Source organism: Roseateles sp. (genome assembly GCF_031397715.1).
Lineage (GTDB): Bacteria > Pseudomonadota > Gammaproteobacteria > Burkholderiales > Burkholderiaceae_C > Paucibacter_A.
Genome location: NZ_JANNMI010000171.1, coordinates 1 through 15578, shown reverse-complemented (window position 1 = coordinate 15578; position 15578 = coordinate 1). Strand labels below are relative to the sequence as shown.

General features: G+C 62.6%; 11 protein-coding genes and 1 pseudogene. 6 read left to right on the top strand and 6 right to left on the bottom strand.

The window, feature by feature from the left end:
• The 4 genes from RMO57_RS07445 to RMO57_RS07430 form a co-directional block, all read right to left on the bottom strand.
• Positions 1-888: FAD-dependent oxidoreductase (locus tag RMO57_RS07445; protein WP_310385473.1), on the bottom strand; the 888-nt coding region annotated here is incomplete at its 3' end.
• On the bottom strand, positions 888-1247 hold the full coding sequence (gene sdhD, locus RMO57_RS07440; protein ID WP_310385472.1) for a succinate dehydrogenase, hydrophobic membrane anchor protein: 360 nt from the start codon (positions 1245-1247) through the stop codon (positions 888-890). The genes sdhD and RMO57_RS07445, both read right to left, overlap by 1 nt.
• A gap of 22 nt (positions 1248-1269) precedes the next feature.
• Positions 1270-1710: a succinate dehydrogenase, cytochrome b556 subunit gene (gene sdhC / locus RMO57_RS07435; protein WP_310385470.1), complete on the bottom strand. Its 441-nt coding sequence runs from the start codon at positions 1708-1710 to the stop codon at positions 1270-1272.
• Positions 1711-1807: 97 nt separating this feature from the next.
• On the bottom strand, positions 1808-2578 hold the full coding sequence (locus RMO57_RS07430; protein WP_310385475.1) for a GntR family transcriptional regulator: 771 nt from the start codon (positions 2576-2578) through the stop codon (positions 1808-1810).
• A 256-nt stretch (positions 2579-2834) separates the two neighbouring features.
• Between RMO57_RS07430 and RMO57_RS07425 the strand changes: the two genes are divergently transcribed.
• The 6 genes and pseudogenes from RMO57_RS07425 to acnB all read left to right on the top strand — a co-directional run.
• On the top strand, positions 2835-3821 hold the full coding sequence (locus tag RMO57_RS07425; RefSeq protein WP_310385468.1) for a malate dehydrogenase: 987 nt from the start codon (positions 2835-2837) through the stop codon (positions 3819-3821).
• Between the two features lie 92 nt (positions 3822-3913).
• On the top strand, positions 3914-4912 hold the full coding sequence (locus RMO57_RS07420; RefSeq protein ID WP_310385466.1) for an HpcH/HpaI aldolase/citrate lyase family protein: 999 nt from the start codon (positions 3914-3916) through the stop codon (positions 4910-4912).
• A gap of 101 nt (positions 4913-5013) precedes the next feature.
• Positions 5014-5598, top strand: a complete 585-nt coding sequence (locus tag RMO57_RS07415; RefSeq protein WP_310385464.1) for a hypothetical protein — start codon at positions 5014-5016, stop codon at positions 5596-5598.
• A gap of 84 nt (positions 5599-5682) precedes the next feature.
• A complete protein-coding gene (locus RMO57_RS07410; protein WP_310385463.1) occupies positions 5683-5928 on the top strand; it encodes an AbrB/MazE/SpoVT family DNA-binding domain-containing protein in 246 nt (81 codons plus the stop codon).
• Between the two features lie 16 nt (positions 5929-5944).
• On the top strand, positions 5945-6367 hold the full coding sequence (locus RMO57_RS07405; RefSeq protein ID WP_310385461.1) for a type II toxin-antitoxin system VapC family toxin: 423 nt from the start codon (positions 5945-5947) through the stop codon (positions 6365-6367).
• 51 nt (positions 6368-6418) lie between these two features.
• A pseudogene (acnB, locus tag RMO57_RS07400) lies at positions 6419-8934 on the top strand (bifunctional aconitate hydratase 2/2-methylisocitrate dehydratase); the annotation flags it as partial.
• Positions 8935-9080: 146 nt separating this feature from the next.
• Here the strand turns inward: acnB and RMO57_RS07395 are convergent.
• Positions 9081-10472, bottom strand: coding sequence for a caspase family protein (locus tag RMO57_RS07395; protein ID WP_310385459.1), 1392 nt, complete (start codon positions 10470-10472; stop codon positions 9081-9083).
• A 118-nt stretch (positions 10473-10590) separates the two neighbouring features.
• The coding region (locus tag RMO57_RS07390; RefSeq protein ID WP_310385458.1) for a hypothetical protein at positions 10591-15578 on the bottom strand (4988 nt) is incomplete at its 5' end.

Here is a 15578-nt window from a genome sequence, read left to right as displayed (position 1 = left end):
AAAATCGCGCGGTGCCAAGTCCTTCAAAGTTGGTGCGTAACGCTCCATGAAACGCTCGCCATTGCTGTTGCGCAGAATCGCGCCTTCGCCGCGGCAGCCTTCGGTGAGCAAGACGCCGGCGTTGTGCACGCCGGTGGGGTGGAACTGCCAGAACTCCATGTCTTCCAAAGGAATGCCGGCGCGCGCGGCCATGCCCAGGCCGTCGCCGGTGTTGATGAAGGCATTGGTCGAGTCCGCAAAGATGCGCCCTGCGCCGCCGGTAGCCAGCAACACGGTCTTGGCCTCCATGATGTGCATCTCACCAGTTTCCATCTCCAGCGCGGTCACGCCAACGATGTCCCCCGCCTCGTCTTTGATCAGGTCCAGCGCCATCCATTCGACGAAGAACTGGGTCTTGGCCTTGACGTTTTGCTGATAAAGCGTATGCAACATCGCGTGGCCGGTGCGGTCGGCGGCGGCGCAGGCGCGCTGCACCGGCTTTTCACCGTAGTTGGCGGTGTGGCCGCCGAAGGGGCGCTGGTAAATCGTGCCGTCGGCATTGCGGTCAAACGGCATACCAAAATGCTCAAGCTCGTAAACCACCTTGGGAGCTTCGCGGCACATGAACTCGATCGCGTCTTGGTCACCCAGCCAGTCCGAACCCTTGACGGTGTCGAAGAAGTGGTAATGCCAGTTGTCCTCGGACATATTGCCCAGCGAGGCGCTGACGCCACCTTGCGCGGCGACGGTGTGCGAGCGCGTCGGGAAAACCTTGGACAGCACCGCCACGTTCAGGCCGGCCAAGGACAGCTGCAGCGACGCGCGCATGCCCGAGCCACCGGCTCCGACGATGACCACATCGAACTTACGTTTTGGAATCGACTTCGTATTCGAATTAGCCACCGTCATCACAGTCTCCACAACACTTGAATCGCCCAACCGGCGCATCCCACCAACCACACCAAGGAAGCCACCTGCAAGAACAGGCGCACACCGACCGGCTTCACATAGTCCATCCAGATATCGCGCACGCCGACCCAGGCGTGAAACGTCAAGGCCAAGATGGTGACAAAGGTCAGCGTCTTCATCCACTGCGGGGAAAAGATCGCCGCCCAGTGGTCATAGCCGAGTTCGCCCGGCATCAAAAATTGCACCAATACGACGATGGTGAACAGCGCCATCAAGACCGCCGTGATGCGTTGACCCAACCAGTCGCGCAGTCCGTAATGCGCACCGACGACGATGCGCTTGGAACCAAAAGTACTCATGCTTGTTTTCTCCGAGTTCTATTCAGTACAAGCCGAACAGCTTAGCGGCCAGCAAAAGCGTCAAAAGCACGCTGCTGACCAGGGTGACTATGGCCGAGTTATGGCCCTGCTCTTTGCTGACGCTGTGAGTGGCGTCCATCCACAGATGGCGCACACCGGCGATGAAATGGTGCAGGTAGGCCCACAGCAGGCCCAAGACCACCAGTTTGACGAACCAAGCCGGCACAAAACCGATGCCCGCTACGAAGGCATTGGTGAAGCTTTCATAGGAGATCTCCGAAGTCAGACTGTTGTCAAACAGCCAGATCACGAAGGGCAAGAGCAAGAACATCATCAAGCCGCTGATCCGGTGCAGGATCGACACGATGCCGGCCGGCGGCAAACGATAAGAAACGATCTGCGTCACATGAATATTGGTAAATAGCGGCCGTTTGGGCCTCGATCCGTTGGTGGTGTTCGTCATACCCAGCCTTTTGTTGTAATCAAATGAAACTCACGCAGTTTATTGCAATGCAGCACGACGCTTGGGCTCGCCGTACCCACCGCGCAACGCGCAAGGATTAGTTAAGCTCATTGCGGTAGAAGTGCGAGGTAGTGCTATACAAGCCGCGGCGCAACTCTACCGCCTTGTCGCCATAGGTAAACGACAGTCTCTCAACGCTGAGCAGAGGTGCCCCAACCGGCACTTGCAGGAGCTGCGCGGAGGCCGCATCGGCCGCGACCGCACGAATTTTTTCTTCGGCCCGGATCATCTGCACCCCGAATTCGCGCTCGAACAGACCGTAAAACGGCCCGCGGTGCAAATTCAGGCGTTCGCTGGTCAAGCCTTTGAATAAATCTCCCGGCAGCCAGATGTCGTCCAGCACCACCGGCACGCCCTTGCTGCTCAGCAGGCGGCGTACTTCGACCATGGCGTCACCGCTGCGCATTTGCAAGGCCCGGGCAATCACCGCAGTGGCGCGCTGGCGCCGGCAATCCAGCAGTTGCCGCTCCAGCGACTCCGAGCCTTCGTCGGGCATCAGGCGCAAAAAACGGTACTGCACTTTTTGCTCGGCATGAGTGGCGACAAAAGTGCCCCGCCCTTGACGACGTACCAATAAATTCTCGGCCGCCATCTCGTCAATGGCCTTGCGCACCGTGCCCTGGCTGACGCCAAAACGCTTGGCCAAATCCAGCTCACTGGGAATCAGGTCGCCCGCCTTCCATTCCCCCGACTGCAGCTTGGCAGTGATCAGGGCCTTGATTTGGGCATACAAAGGGCTGAACGAGGGCGAACTCATCGCATCCGAGCGAGCAGAGTCTTCAGCAATTGATCGAGGAATGCTCGGCATGGCCGCCATTGCAGCACAAGCCAGCAAGGCTTGTCCATTGATTGATCGCAAGAAAACGAATGACGTCTTATATAAGACATAAGACAATCGGTTTTGCACGAAATTAGCGATAATTAAGACGCGCAGCAGCGTCGCAGCGGCGGCAAGACCAGGGTATAGCCCAGAGTCTGCCCTACACTTGTTGCGCGCCTGAGGGCTTGGCCCTGCGGGCAGACCGAATTTGTCCCCTTTTTCAACACTCTCGGAGCCATCACACATGAGCAAGACACCCGTTCGCGTTGCCGTCACCGGCGCTGCCGGCCAAATCGGCTATGCCCTGTTGTTCCGCATCGCCTCCGGCGAAATGCTGGGCAAGGATCAGCCCGTCATCCTGCAACTGCTGGAAGTGCCGGTCGAAGGCCCGCAAAAAGCGCTCAAGGGCGTGATGATGGAGTTGGAAGACTGCGCCTTCCCGCTGCTGGTGGGGATGGAAGCGCACAGCGACCCGATGACCGCCTTCAAGGACACCGACTACGCGCTGCTGGTCGGCTCGATGCCGCGCAAGGCCGGCATGGAACGTGCCGAGTTGCTGGCCATCAACGGTCAGATCTTCACCGCCCAGGGCAAGGCCTTGAACGCCGTGGCTTCGCGCAATGTACGCGTGCTGGTGGTCGGCAACCCGGCCAACACCAATGCCTATATCGCGATGAAGTCGGCGCCGGATCTGCCGGCCAAGAACTTCACTGCCATGCTGCGCCTGGACCACAACCGCGCTGCTTCGCAGATCGCTGCCAAGACCGGCAAGCCGGTCGCCGCAATCGAAAAGCTGGCCGTCTGGGGCAACCACTCGCCGACCATGTACGCCGACTACCGCTTCGCCACCATCGAAGGTGCTTCGGTGGCCGCCATGATCAACGACCAGGTCTGGAACAAGGACACCTTCTTGCCGACCGTCGGCAAACGCGGCGCCGCCATCATCGAAGCACGTGGCCTGTCCTCGGCTGCCTCGGCCGCCAATGCAGCCATTGACCACATGCGCGATTGGGCCCTGGGCACGAATGGCAAATGGGTCACCATGGGCATTCCGTCGAACGGCGAATACGGTATTCCGAAGGAAGTCATGTTCGGTTTTCCGGTCACCTGCGAGGGCGGCGAATACAAAATCGTCGAAGGCCTGGAGATCGACGCCTTCTCGCAAGAGTGCATCAACAAGACGCTGGCCGAATTGCAGGGCGAGCAAGACGGCGTCAAGCATTTGCTGTAATGCCCTCGTCGGCCTTTTTGAGGCAATTTCCTGAGTAAGCTAGGGGTCGGCATGAACACATGCCGACCCCTTTTTCCTGAATGAGCCCCTGCGTGAGCCAAGCCCTGCATCCCAAACAAGCCCTGTTCGAAGACGGCGACGTCGCCACCGCCCTGCCGGTGGTCGACCATTACTGCGGCGTTGAGGCGCGCATGCGCAAGAGCCTGGAGCTGCAAGTGCAGATGGGGCCGCTGTTCGACATCACCCTGGACTGTGAGGACGGCGCACCTATAGGCGGCGAGGCCGAGCATGTACTCTTGGTGGCCGAACTGCTGAACGGCGCCGACAACCGCCATGGTCGTGTCGGCGCACGCGTGCATCCGCTGGGTTCAACCGCCTTTGAAGCCGATGTCGACGGTCTGATCGCCAAGGCCGGCGAGCGGCTGGCCTATTTGATGGTGCCAAAGCCGCGCAGTCTTGCCGAGGTCGACGCGGCCTGCAACTTCATCGATGCCAGCCTCTTGCGCCACGGCATCCAAAAGCCGCTGCCCGTCCATGTCTTGATCGAAACCCACGGCGCGCTGCGCGACGTGCAGCAAATCGCCGCCCATCCGCGCATCGAGTCTTTGTCCTTTGGCTTGATGGACTTCGTTTCTGCGCACCGCGGTGCCATCCCGCGCCATGCGCTGAGTGCGGAGGGCCAGTTCAGCCACCCGCTGGTGATGCGTGCCAAGCTGGAGATCGCGGCGGCCGCCCATGCCCACGCCAAGACGCCTTCGCATTGCGTGGTGACCGAGTTCAAACATGCGGCTGCCATCGAAGCCTCGGCCGCTCGGGCAGCGCGGGAATTCGGCTACACCCGGATGTGGAGCATCCACCCCAGCCAGATCCAGCCCATCATCGACGCCTTCGCGCCCAGCGTGGCCGAGATCGACGAGGCGATAGCCATCATTCACGCGGCAATCGCTGCCGACTGGGCGCCGATCCAGCACCGCGACAGCTTGCATGACCGCGCCAGTTACCGCTATTTTTGGCAGGTGTTGGAGCGGGCACACCGCACCGGCCAGGCCTTGCCCATCGAGGTGGCGCTGGCGTTTTTTGGCACGCCCTGAAGACACTCGCTGAAACAGCGATAAACAAGCGCCGCAAACGACAGGAAAATATGGTCGTCTGGCCCGACAATCAAAGTATCAGACCTCAGACGCACTCTTATATGCACATCATCAAGTCAAGCCTCATCCTTTGCGCCCTGGCCGTTGCCGCCAGCCATGCTTGGTCGGCCGCACCCTCTGCCACCACCAAGCCCAAGAACCGGCTTGCGGCCAAGGCCGCTCCCGCCGTCAAGGCGCCGGAGCCGGAAGCCGAAGACAACACCCCGCTGAACGAAGAGCAGATGGCGGCCAGCACACAAGTCCATGCAGGCGATGCCGACTGCGAATTCAAGAACAAGGTCTCCGTCACGCCCGACCCCGACAAGCCGGGTCGCTTTCGGCTGCAGTTCGGCAAGCTGGTCTTCAATATGGCGCCCGAGCCCACCACCACCGGCGCGGTCCGCCTAGAGGACAAGAAAGCCGGCGTCGTTTGGTTGCAGATCCCCACGAAATCGATGCTGATGAACACCAAGGTCGGGCAACGGATGATCGACTTCTGCATGAACTCCGCGCAGATTTCCGAAGCTCAGTCGGCAGCCTTGGCCGGTGCGCAGGCGGATGGCTCCCCTGCCCCTGCCATTGCCCCTGCCATTGCCGCGCCGTTGGTCGGCGCCAGCATCACGCCCGAGTCGTCAATCAAGCAGTGACCCGGCTCGGCGCCAAATTCGGCCTCAGTACGCCGAATTAAGTACGTATAATAAATGCATACTTTCCCCCCTTTGGAGGTTCGCATGGAAGCCACCGTTGCCGAGCGCGGCCAGATCACCTTGCCCAAGGCCGTGCGTGATGCATTGGGTCTGAGCAAGGGTTCGACCCTCAAGGTCGAACTTGACGGCGCGCGCATCATCCTGCGCAAGAACGTCGACGACGCGATTTCACGCGCACGCGGCCGCTTCAAGCTGCCCGAGGGAGTCAGCTCGGATGATGTGATGCGCGAACTGCGCGGACGCGCCCCCGGCGACCCGATCGCGGAATGAGCCGGGGCGCCCAGCCATGATTGCCGTTGACAGCTCGGTACTGATCGACCTGCTGGGCGACGACGCCCGCGCCGATGCGGCCGAGGCTTGCCTGCGGCTGGCGCTCAGTTCGGGCCCGGTGGTGGTCTGCGATGTGGTGGTCAGCGAGGTCACGGCCGGCCTCGGACATGGCTCCGAGGTGATGGACGTGCTGGAAGAAATGGGCCTGCGCTTTTTGGCCTTGGATCAGCGCGCCGCCATCCGAGCCGGTGAGATGCAGCGCAAGTACAAGCAGCGCGTGCTCGCCGGGGCCGGCGCCTCAGCATCTCAACGCACGATCCCAGATTTCTTGGTCGGCGCCCATGCCATGCTGCAGTGCGACGCCCTGCTGACCCGCGACGAAGGTTTTTTTCGCGACTATTTCAAGGGGCTCAAGGTCATCACGCCGACCCTGCCCTGAGCATTTCTGACTATTTACCATTCCTCATAGCAACCTCTGGAGAGACCGATCATGCTGCAAGCCTACCGCCAACATGTTGCCGAGCGTGCCGCCCTTGGCATTCCGCCGCTGGCCCTCGACGCCACACAAACAGCCGAACTGATTGAGCTGATCAAGGCCCCGCCTGCGGGTGAAGGCGAGTTCCTGATGAATCTGCTGACGCATCGCATTCCGCCGGGCGTCGACAACGCCGCAAGGTCAAAGCCAGCTTTTTGGCGGCGGTGGCGCATGGCGACCTGACGCTTGGTCTGATCTCCAAGACCCGTGCCACCGAGTTGCTCGGCACCATGGTCGGCGGCTACAACGTCAAGCCCCTGATCGACCTGTTGGATGACGCCGAAGTCGCTGCCACCGCCGCCGCCGCGCTGAAGAAGACACTGCTGATGTTCGACTTCTTCCATGATGTCAGCGAGAAGGCCAAGGCCGGCAATGTGCAGGCCCAAGAGGTCATCCAGAGCTGGGCCAATGCCGAGTGGTTCACCAGCCGCCCCGAAGTAGCGCGCAAGATCACCGTGACCGTCTTCAAGGTCGCCGGCGAGACCAATACCGACGACCTGTCCCCGGCGCCCGACGCATGGAGCCGCCCGGACATTCCGCTGCACTATCTGGCGATGCTGAAGAATGCCCGCCCCGGCATCACGCCTGAGGAGGACGGCAAGCGCGGCCCGATGCAATTCATCGAGGACCTGAAGAGCAAGGGACATCTGGTCGCCTATGTGGGCGATGTGGTCGGCACCGGCTCCTCGCGCAAGTCGGCCACCAACAGCGTCATCTGGGCCACCGGCGAGGACATTCCCTTTGTGCCGAACAAGCGTTTTGGCGGCGTGACACTGGGCGGCAAGATCGCACCGATCTTCTTCAACACGCAAGAAGACTCGGGCGCCCTGCCGATCGAAGTCGATGTGTCGGCCTTCAATATGGGCGATGTGGTCGACATCTACCCCTACGACGGCAAAATCGAAAAAGACGGCAAGCTCGCTGTCGAGTTCAAGCTCAAGAGCGATGTCTTGTTCGACGAAGTGCGTGCCGGCGGCCGTATCAACCTGATCATCGGCCGCTCGCTGACCGCCAAGGCGCGCGACTTCCTCGGTCTGCCCGCCGCCACCACCTTCCGCCTGCCGACAGCGCCGGTCGCGACCAAGGCCGGCTTCACGCTGGCACAAAAAATGGTCGGCCGCGCCGTCGGGCTGCCTGAAGGCCAGGGCGTGCGCCCCGGCACCTACTGCGAGCCGCGCATGACGACGGTCGGCAGCCAGGACACCACCGGCCCGATGACCCGCGACGAGCTGAAAGACTTGGCTTGCCTGGGCTTCAGCGCCGATCTGGTGATGCAGAGCTTTTGCCACACGGCCGCTTACCCCAAGCCGGTTGACGTCAAGACGCACCGCGAGCTGCCCGCCTTTATCAGCAGCCGCGGCGGCGTCGCGCTGCGTCCGGGGGACGGCGTGATCCACAGTTGGCTGAATCGTCTGCTGCTGCCCGACACCGTCGGCACCGGCGGCGACAGCCATACCCGCTTCCCGATCGGCATCAGCTTCCCCGCAGGCTCAGGCCTGGTCGCCTTTGGTGCGGCCACCGGCGTGATGCCGCTGGACATGCCCGAGTCGGTGCTGGTGCGTTTCAAGGGCCAGATGCAGCCCGGCATCACGCTGCGCGACCTGGTCCATGCGATCCCGCTGTACGCCATCAAGGCCGGCTTACTGACCGTCGCCAAGGCCGGCAAGATCAATGAGTTCTCGGGTCGCATCCTGGAGATCGAAGGCCTGCCAGACCTGAAGGTCGAGCAAGCGTTTGAGCTCTCAGACGCCTCGGCCGAGCGCTCCGCTGCCGGCTGCACCGTGCACCTGAACCCCGCGCCGATCAAGGAGTACCTGACCAGCAATATTGTGCTGATGAAGAACATGATCGCCGACGGCTACCAGGACAAGCGCACGCTGGAGCGCCGCATCGCGGCGGTCGAGGCCTGGCTGGCCGCGCCGAACTTGCTGGCTGCCGACAAGGACGCCGAGTACGCCCATGTGATCGAGATCGACCTGGCCGATATCAAGGAGCCGATCCTGTGCTGCCCGAACGATCCGGACGATGCCAAGTTCTTGAGCGACGTCGCCGGCACCAAGATCGACGAGGTCTTCATCGGCTCTTGCATGACCAATATCGGTCACTTCCGCGCCGCCTCCAAGCTGCTCGAAGGCAAACGTGACATCCCCGTCAAGCTGTGGGTGGCACCGCCCACCAAGATGGATGAGGAAGAGCTGGTGAAAGAAGGCCACTACGCCAACTTCGGCAGCGCCGGCGCGCGCACCGAGATGCCCGGCTGCAGCCTGTGCATGGGCAACCAGGCCCAGGTGCGCGAGGGCGCCACGGTGGTCTCCACCAGCACCCGCAACTTCCCCAACCGCCTGGGCAAGAACAGCAATGTCTACCTGGCCTCGGCCGAGTTGGCGGCAATCGCGTCCAAGCTGGGTCGCATTCCGACAGTGGCCGAGTACCACGCCGATATGGCCGTGATCAACAAGGACAGCAGCCAGATCTACAAGTACCTGAACTTCGACCAGATCGAGGAGTATGCGCAAGCCGCCGAGGGCGTGCAGAGCTGATCAGTCTGCGCAAAAACAAAGGCCCGCCGAATGACCGGCGGGCCTTTTTTTCTTTTACAAGCCGCGAGCGATCTGAATTACTTCAAACCGGACTTCAGCGACGGCGGCGGCGTGAAACCAAGTTCACGTGCGCGCGACTCGTAACGCGCCGCCAGATCGGGTTGGTCAAGCTTGCGGTAATGCAGCGCAAGGTCATAGCTGGCGATGCCGTTGCCCAGCCATGATGCGTATTGCAACCAGCCTTCATAGCGGCCCATTTCCTGGCCCGTGGAGCCGTCCTTGTAGATCACGCCCACTCGCTTGGCGGCATCCTTGTCGCCCCGAGCGGCGCGCGCAATATCACGCGTGACGGCCTGGTCCATCGCGGCAGATGCTTGGAACGAACTCCGGTAGAGCTTGATGTCATTGCGCTGCAGAATCTTGGCCGAATCCTGCGCGCCTTCAAGTGCGACTTCAACCGACTGCTTGCGCCGGCCTTGCGGATACTGCTCCAGGTAGCGATTGCAAATCTTCACGATCTCGGCTGGCCAAACGCTGGCCTGGATTTGCTCCCACAGCCCGTCTTCGTCGATTTGTTGCGCCGTCAGCTCCTTGCCGGCGCTGGTGTTCAGGCGCCGCTGCAGGGGCACGGTGATGCGCGTGTTGTCGGCAATGAACGGATCTTGTGCGACCAAGCGGATTTCGCGAACGGGGTGGTTCAACATGGTGTCACGCACATCGCGGCGCACCATCCTGAAGATGTCCACAAAGCTGGTGTCATCGCTGGCGGCGTTCAGCACCTTGACCAGGGAGGCGGTGTAAAAAGTGTTCTCGGTCGCCAGCGACGACGAGATGGCCGGCTTGCCGGCAGCGGTGGAGAACGCAATCAAGCAGCCGACCGGGGCCTCGACCTGGTTCAGCCCGTCTTTGTCCCGCAGCGCGCTGCGGATGGACACCCGACAGGAATCGATGACCGCAAAGGTTGCGCCGGCGGTGCGCGGCGACAGCGGCCCGACCACATCCAGATTCAGCTCCAGGCTGCCACTCTGTACCTCGCCTAATTTACCCGGGTTGACGCCAGCAGAAATCAATAGATTGCGTGCTTCGTCTTGCACGCCATGGCCGGTGAAGTAGAAGAATATGGTGGCATCGGCCGGCGCCGCGGCGACTGTTTTGGAGAAGGCGTCGATGGCCAAACGCGAACGCGGCAAATCAAGATTCAAGGCGTCAACGACCTTGAACCCCTTGGTCTCCAGCGCCGCTTTCAAATCCCTCAAATTCTTGGGCACCGGCGGCAGATCCTGTTCGGCGGGGTAGTCGTTATTGCCCAGCAAGAAAGCCAGCCTGACCTCCTCGCCCGCGAAACCAGCCGGCGACGCGGTTTGATAACTCGCAGCACGCGCCGGCAGCCAAGCGACAAAAGGAGCAAGCCCCACCGCAGCGCTCTGCCCCAATGCACGGCGACGCGACTGACTGAAATTCGATGGCATGAGTGTTTCTCCAGAAGTTGCTGCGCCGGCGCTGGCTCTTTATTCAGAGCCGAACGCCTGCTGACAGATTATCCGTGGCTTACCCCGCCAACACCGGAAACTGGGCTTTCTTGAGCGGTTAGATTTTGCATTTGAGCTGGCTTTCTTTGGCTTCACCGCCCACCATTTCGCAGCCCGCCGCCTCCGCCGCCCCCGAACTGCCCGAGGTCGCAGGGCGGCCCGGCCCTACTTCAGAGATCACGCCGCCGCGCAGCCGCGCCGCGACATTTTCGGTCCGCACCGCTTCTTCAAAACGGTCACGGCGTGCGGCCTCAGACACCGACGCAATCGATGACAGTGCACCCTCCACCTGCGGTGAACTGGGCGCATAGCCGTTGTAGTAGATCGGGATCTCGAGCTGGGAGCCGGCGCCGTCGTAGAAGAACAAATAGCCGGCCACACCGGTCTCGGGGCCAGACAGAAAAATGGCGGCGCGCTTGCCGATCAGGCTTTGGGTGCGCACCGGGTCAAGCGTTGCGTTGGGCCGCACGCTGACAAAGCCCGCCTCGGCTTGCCCTTGGGCACCATCCGCACCCGCCGTCACCCGGATATTTGCGCCCGGGTGAGATCCGAATGGATTGGATACCGAGCCGTCGAAGGCGTTCGAGGCCATGTCCAGCACCAAGGCCGGCATTTGACTGCGCGTGCCCAAGGTATTGCTGTAGCTCATGCGGACGTTGATGGCCGCCGCATCGCCCGTCGCCAATTGCTCAGCGGCAAGGTAGGCGGTATCGGCGCTCACACCGTCACCGACCACGTTGACCGTCGTGCCAACGACGCGCAACAAGGACCGTGCTGGGCCTTCCTCCGACGCGGCCGGCTTGACGGCGGCCAAATTGGCCGACAGACCGCCAGAAAAATCATTGCCTGCTTGCTGCAAACTCGCCGAACCACCCAGCTCGGCGAGCAAATTCAGCCGGCCTTCGTTGGCAACCTTGAGCGAGCCAGCGCTTTGCACGATGACGTCTGCCAAAATCTTGATTGGCCGACCCACGGCATCCACCAAGATGACTTCCTTGGCAATTCCGATGTCGCTGCGGTATTTGGCGAACATCTCGGCGTCCACATTCGCAGCCTTCAGTACCTTCAAGCTAAGCGCCCCCTTGTCGAGGGCGATATTGCCCGACAAATTGAACACCGGCAGGCTGAGCTTGCCGTCCACCAACTGTGGGCTGGCGATGCCAATCGCCCCCCCACTGATGCTGACAATCGAGCCGGCCAATGGCACCAGGCTGAGGCTTCCAGCGTCATTGCTGAGGTCCACCGTGCCAGCACGTGTGACGCCGACCGCGCCAACGCTGGAGAGCTCAAACCCATTCGCATCGACATAGGCGATCGCTCCATCGCTCGCAGCACCTTGCGCCGCCGCAAACTTGGCGATGTCGTTGGCCGGATTCGTCAATGTGTAAGCACCCGACCCCAGCAGTTCGAGCCCACCGGCCGTTAAATTGCTGCCCGCAGCCTGCGTCACGGTGCCTGCGCCGGTGTTCAGCGTGATGTTATTGGTGGCCGCCACCGTCAGACCATTGACGGCCGTGAACGGCGTGCCATCGGCGCTGAGATTGCCCACCGCGTAACCGTTGCCATTCTTGAACAGAATGTCGCCGCTGTTCGAGCGGGCGGCGAAGGTGCTGGCCACCGCATTGGTTTGCCCCAGCGAAATACTGTTGGCGGCGTTCACACCTAAAGCGGCGGCGTCGATGCGGCCACTGGTCTGCAACACCGCACCGGCGACGGCTTCCAGACGCAGGGCTTTGCCGGCCAGCAAAGCCGATTGACTCAAGCTCAAATCGCCCGACTGGTTACGCAGGCTCACATCACCGCTGCGACTGATACCAACACTGCCTTCCACCGTGCCCAGCGTCAGGGCATCGGCATCGACGTAGCGCAAGGCACCGTCGCCCGCGCCGCCGCTTGTCGCTGCGATCTTGGCGACTTGGTTGCCACTGTCGGTCAAGGTGAAGCTACCCGAGCCGCCCAGCTCCAATCCCGTCGCCGTGATGGTCTTGCCGGCCGCTTGAGTCACCGAGCCGCCGGTCCGCAGCGTCAAATTGGCCGCGCCCAGATTGACGGCCTGGTTCAGCGTCATCGCACCGCTCAGATTGCTGAGTGTCACATGGCCAGTCCGAGCGATACCGCTGGTTCCGCCCACCTCGTCAACCACCAGAGCATTGGCGTCGACATAGCTGACAACACCGTCGGCTGCGCCGCCGCTGGCCACGGCAATGCGGGACACATCATTGCCAACGTCCTTGAGCGTGAAGGTCGCGGCACCCAAGAGTTCGAGGCCGCCGGCCTTGATGGACTGGCCGAGCGCTTGGCCGACCTGCCCCTGCGACTGCAGCGTCAACTCGGCCGTGCCGATGTCAACCGACTGGTTCAGCGTCAGGTCACCGCTGACGCTACGCAAGGAGACCCGCCCACTGCGGGTCAGCCCCAAGCTATTGACAGCCCCCACGGCCAGATTGCCGGCGTTGACATACTCGATGGCGGCGCCACCGCTGCCGCCACTGGCAGCGATCAGGGACACCTGATTGGCCGGGTTGTCGAGTTTGACGCTGCCCTCCCCTTTCAGCTCCAGCCCGGAGGCGGTGATGGCGCCGGTTTGACTGAGCGCGCCGGTGCTGTTGACGCTCAAGATGCCGCCAGCCAGCGTCGCGCCCAAGCTGGTGGTGCTGCCGCCGACGAGGCTCAGATCGGTGCCGGCGCTGCCGTTCAAGGTCAGCACATCGCCGGCCTTGACGGTGGCCGAACCACCGGCCGCCAGACTCAAACGCAGTTGGTTGGCGTCCACCAAGCTCAAATTTTTGGCCGCTGTGGCTGTAACCGCTGCCTGGAAGTCGTTGTTCGCGTCTGCCAAGCTGATCGCACCCGCCGTTGCGCTGAGTGTGGCGGTTGTCGCCACGGTCAACGCACCGGTTTGCGTCAGGTCGGTGGCAGCAGTGGCCGTCAGCGCCGAGCCGATATGGCTAGCCCCAAAATTGCTCGCGCCGCCGCTGTGGGTGGTCAAGGTGGTGCCGGTGGTGGCGGTGATATCCAGGTCACCCGTGCTTGCCGATGCCCTGCCGGCACGCCCGGCACGCAAGTTCAAGTTGAGCATGTTGGCATCGACGATGCTCACGTCCTTACCAGCAGCAGCGGCCGTGGCCGTCAGCAAACCCACAAAGTCGTTGTCGGCATGGTTGACGGTGATATTGCCGGCCGCAGCGTTGAGACTCGCGGCGGTGGCCACGACCAAGGCCCCTGTTTGGCCAATATCGGTCCCGGCGCTGCTCGTCAGGCTAGCGCCTACCGTCGTCGCCCCGAAGTCGGTGTTGCCGGCGCTGTGGGTCGTCAGCGATCCGCCGATGCTGCCCGCCAAAGCCAACGCACCGGTCTTGGCGGTGGCACTGGCGACTCCGCTGGCTGTCAACTGCGCGTTGAGCGAGTTGGCATCGACGACGGTGACGGACTGGTTGGTACTCGCGGCTGTGGCCGTCAACAAGCCTTGGAAATCGTTGCTCGCGTCGGCCAGCGTGATCGAACCCGCCCCCGAGTTGATCGCCGCTGTGCTGCCCACGGTGATTGGGCCGGTCTGCGTCACGTCGCCACCGGCGACGACGGTCAGCGCCGAGCCCACGGTCGTGGCGCCCAAACGGGTGCCTGCGCTGCTGTTTGTCGACAGCGTTGTGCCGGTGCTGGCGCTTGACAACGTCAGGGCGCCGGCCAGCGCCGCGGCCGAGCCAGCACCGCCGGCCGTCAAACTGACGTCAAGTGCATTGGCATCCACCAGGGTCACGCTCTGCGCCGGCCCGCTGGCGATGGCACTGACGGAACCCTTGAAGTCGTTGCCGATATTGCCCAAGCGGATTGAAGCGGCCGTCGAGTTGAGTGTGGCCGTGCCCCCCACGTCGAGTGCGCCGGTCTGAGTCAAGTCCGAGCCGGCAGTGGCCGTCAATGCCAAGCCGACCGTGGTGGCGCCAAAATTTGTGCTCGACCCGCTGCGGCTCGTCAGTGCCCCAGCCGCGCTGCCCGACAGCATCAAAACGCCGCCCGCTGAGACCAGGCCGGTCCGGGTGGCCGTGATTGCAACCGTCAGATCGTTGCTGTCCGACAAGCCGACATTGGCGCCGCCAACGTTGACCGAACCCGCAAAATCATTGCCCAGCCGCAGGTCCACGTCCTGCCCCGCAGCAGCAATATGACTGGTGCCGCCCACCGTCAGCGCGCCGGTCTGGCTGACCACCCCTGCGCTGCTGCTGGTCAAATTGCCGCTGGCAGTGGTCGCGCCGAAGCTGCTGGTGCCGCCAGCGCTGGTGCTCAGATCCAACGTTGTGCCGCTGACAGCCAAATTGCCGGCCGCCGCCAAGTTGGTGTTGCCACTGGCTGTCAGGAGCACCGTCAAGGTATTGATGTCGTTCAGGTTGATGTTGGCGCCTGTCACGGTGGCCGTGCTGCCGAAGTCATTCGCGCCGCCCAAAGTGATGTTCCGACCGGTGGCGTCGATGCTGCTGTTGCCACCCACTGTCAGCGCGCCGGTCTGACTGACCGCGCCGGCGCTGCTGCTGGTCAAATTGCCGGTGGCCGTGGTCGCACCGAAGCTGGTGGTGCCGGCGGCGGTGGTGCTCGTGCTCAGATCCACGGTGGTGCCGCTGACGACCAGACTGCCGGCCGCCGCCAAAGTGCTGTTGCCGCTGGCTGTCAACACCGCCGTCAAGGCATTGATGTCGTTCAGGCTGATATGGGCGCCGGCCACGGTGGCTGCACCTCCGAAATCATTCGCCCCTGCCAGTGTGACGTCCTGGCCAGTGGCGGTGATGCTGCTGGTGCCACTCACCAACAAGGCGCCGGTCTGGCTGACCGCGCCGGAGCTGCTGCTGGTCAAGTTGCCGGTGGCCGCGGTCGCGCCGAAGCTGCTGGTTCCGCCAGCAATTGTGGTTAGGTCCAGCGTCGCGCCGCTGACCGTCAGATTGCCGGCCGCTGCCAGGCTGGTGTTGCCGCTGGCCGTCACCGCTACCGTTAAGGCGTTGATGTCGTTCAGGCTGACATTGACGCCGGCCACCGTGGCCATGCCGCCGAAGTTATTCG